Origin of the sequence: Sphaerisporangium sp. NPDC088356 (assembly GCF_040685555.1) — a bacterium.
In the GTDB taxonomy this organism is placed as follows: domain Bacteria; phylum Actinomycetota; class Actinomycetes; order Streptosporangiales; family Streptosporangiaceae; genus Sphaerisporangium.
Genome location: NZ_JBFBIK010000257.1, coordinates 1 through 2,114, shown reverse-complemented (window position 1 = coordinate 2,114; position 2,114 = coordinate 1). Strand labels below are relative to the sequence as shown.

Here is a 2,114-nt window from a genome sequence, read left to right as displayed (position 1 = left end):
CGTGGAAGGCGCGCGGCATCCTCACGTGGCTGGCGTCGCACAAGATCGGCTTCCGAGTGTCGGAGAAGACCATCATCGCGGCTGGCCCGGAAGGCAAGAGCGCCGTACGCGCGGCTGTAGCTGAGCTGGAGACGCTGGGCTATCTGGTCCGTACGCAGCAGAGGGTCGTCAACGGAACGTTCGGCACCGTCGACTACATCCTCACGGACCCTTGGACGTCTACCTCGCAGCCCACGAAGGGCATCGTCAGGTCTTCCACCGAGAGCCGGAAATCGGCTCACGGTGAGCAGGAGTCGTCTTCCCAGGTCAGCACCGACGACCGGAAATCGGCTCACGGTAGTGAGAGTGCATCGCCGCAGGTCGCAACCGACGACCGATTTTCCGACGGCGGAAAACCGGCCCACATAAGAAGACCAGAACCCCAGAAGACTAAAGAACCTAAGAAGACCAAAGATCCTCTTCTCGCCGTAGGCGAGCCTGAGGTTCGTAGCGCGCGGGGTCCGCGACGACGCCTTCGGCGAACCAGGAAGACCTTCCTCGGATCGCTGGTGACGTGCTCGGACACTACAGCAAGGCTCCTGCCTGGCTGCGTACGCGGCTGCTGAAGCGGGTTGCTGCTGCTCTCGCTGACCACGAGCCGCTCGCCATCGTCGCCTACTGCCACAAGTTCGCCTCGGACCCGAATTTCGGGGACTACGAGCACCTTCGCCGGTTCGACGACGTGATCAGCAAGCTTGGTGCTGACGTCGCTGACGGCACTGCGTGCCCTGGCTGCGGACGCGACCCCATGCATCCCTTCTGCTCCGCTGACGTCGATGAGTTGCCAAGTGAGCGCCGAGAACGCTGAGATCATCCGGGACGAGACTGAGATCGGCTCTGAGCCGATTTTCGGCCGGGATGCGATCAAGGACACCCAGATCGTCTCTAACGCCACAGAAGACGCCTCAGAGGACAATCCGGTCGTTCTGGTCGATCAGCCTGGTCCCGTTGACATCGACTGGATGTCAGAGATCGAGAACCGGACGAAGAACCGTCTGCCGATCGTCCCCCTGTGGCTCAAGTCCAAGCAAGACGCACTGTCCGTCGTCTCGTGGCTGGCGAACCACTACGCCTACCTCGGTGCGTATCACGCGACCAGGTCCCCGAAGTACCTCGGCAAGCTGGCTGCTCAGTCCCCGATCGGACTTGCAAAGGCGGCAAAGGCCGCTGCGTCCTGGCCGTTCGACACCGAGGGCAAGCCGGTACGCAGGCACGCTGCGGAGAGCAGGGACGCTGAGCAGTACCTGAGGCTGTCGAAGGCTCACGACGTTCGCGTCCGGAACAGGCTCCTCGTCTCCCTGAGCGCTGCTGTAGTCCTCGCTCTCGGAACCGTGCTGGCGATGGATACCGTCCCCACCTACGGTCAGTGGCTCGCTGTGAGCGGCCTTGTCGCCCTTCTCGGCCTAGCCGGTACTCCGGCTGACAAGCAGGTGTTCGACAGGGCTGTGATGCCGACTCAGGTCCAGAAGCTGACCAGTGACATCGTCCTTCGTGCTCTCGGTTCCCTCGGCATCGGCGAGTTGAGCAAATCCGCGGCGAAGGGTGGCGCTGGAATCACCTTCCCATCTCCCATCACTCGGGACGGTCCTGGATGGCGCGCTGACGTCGATCTGCCGTTCGGTGTCACGACGACGGACATCATGTCGAAGCGGGAGCGTCTGGCGTCTGCTCTCCGCCGTCCTCTCGGTTGCGTGTGGCCCGAGCCGGCAAACCATCTCCACCCTGGACGGCTGGTCCTGTGGGTCGGTGATCAGGACATGAACAAGGCCAAGAAGCCGACCTGGCCGCTGATGAAGACCGGGAAGGCCGACCTCTTCCAGCCGGTTCCGTTCGGCACCGATCAGCGTGGCCGTATCGTGTCGATTCCGCTGATGTACCGGAACATGCTCATCGGAGCGATGCCCGGTTTTGGCAAGACGTTCGCGCTTCGCGTGCTGCTCCTGGCCGCTGCTCTGGATCCGTCTTGCGAGATGCGGATTTTCGAGCTGAAGGGGACCGGAGACCTCAAGCCTCTGTCCAAGGTGGCACACCACTACGCATCCGGCGCCAAGGATTCGACGATCGAGGAGTGCGTC

Annotated in this window: 1 protein-coding gene and 1 pseudogene; both read left to right on the top strand. The window is 62.8% G+C overall.

Annotated elements, in window-relative coordinates; all coding sequences use genetic code 11:
• A partial coding sequence (locus AB0O34_RS36690; protein ID WP_363923598.1) for a hypothetical protein occupies nt 1–605 on the top strand: 605 nt, incomplete at its 5' end.
• Nucleotides 606–827: 222 nt separating this feature from the next.
• Nucleotides 828–2,114, top strand: a pseudogene (locus AB0O34_RS36685) (cell division protein FtsK); the annotation flags it as partial.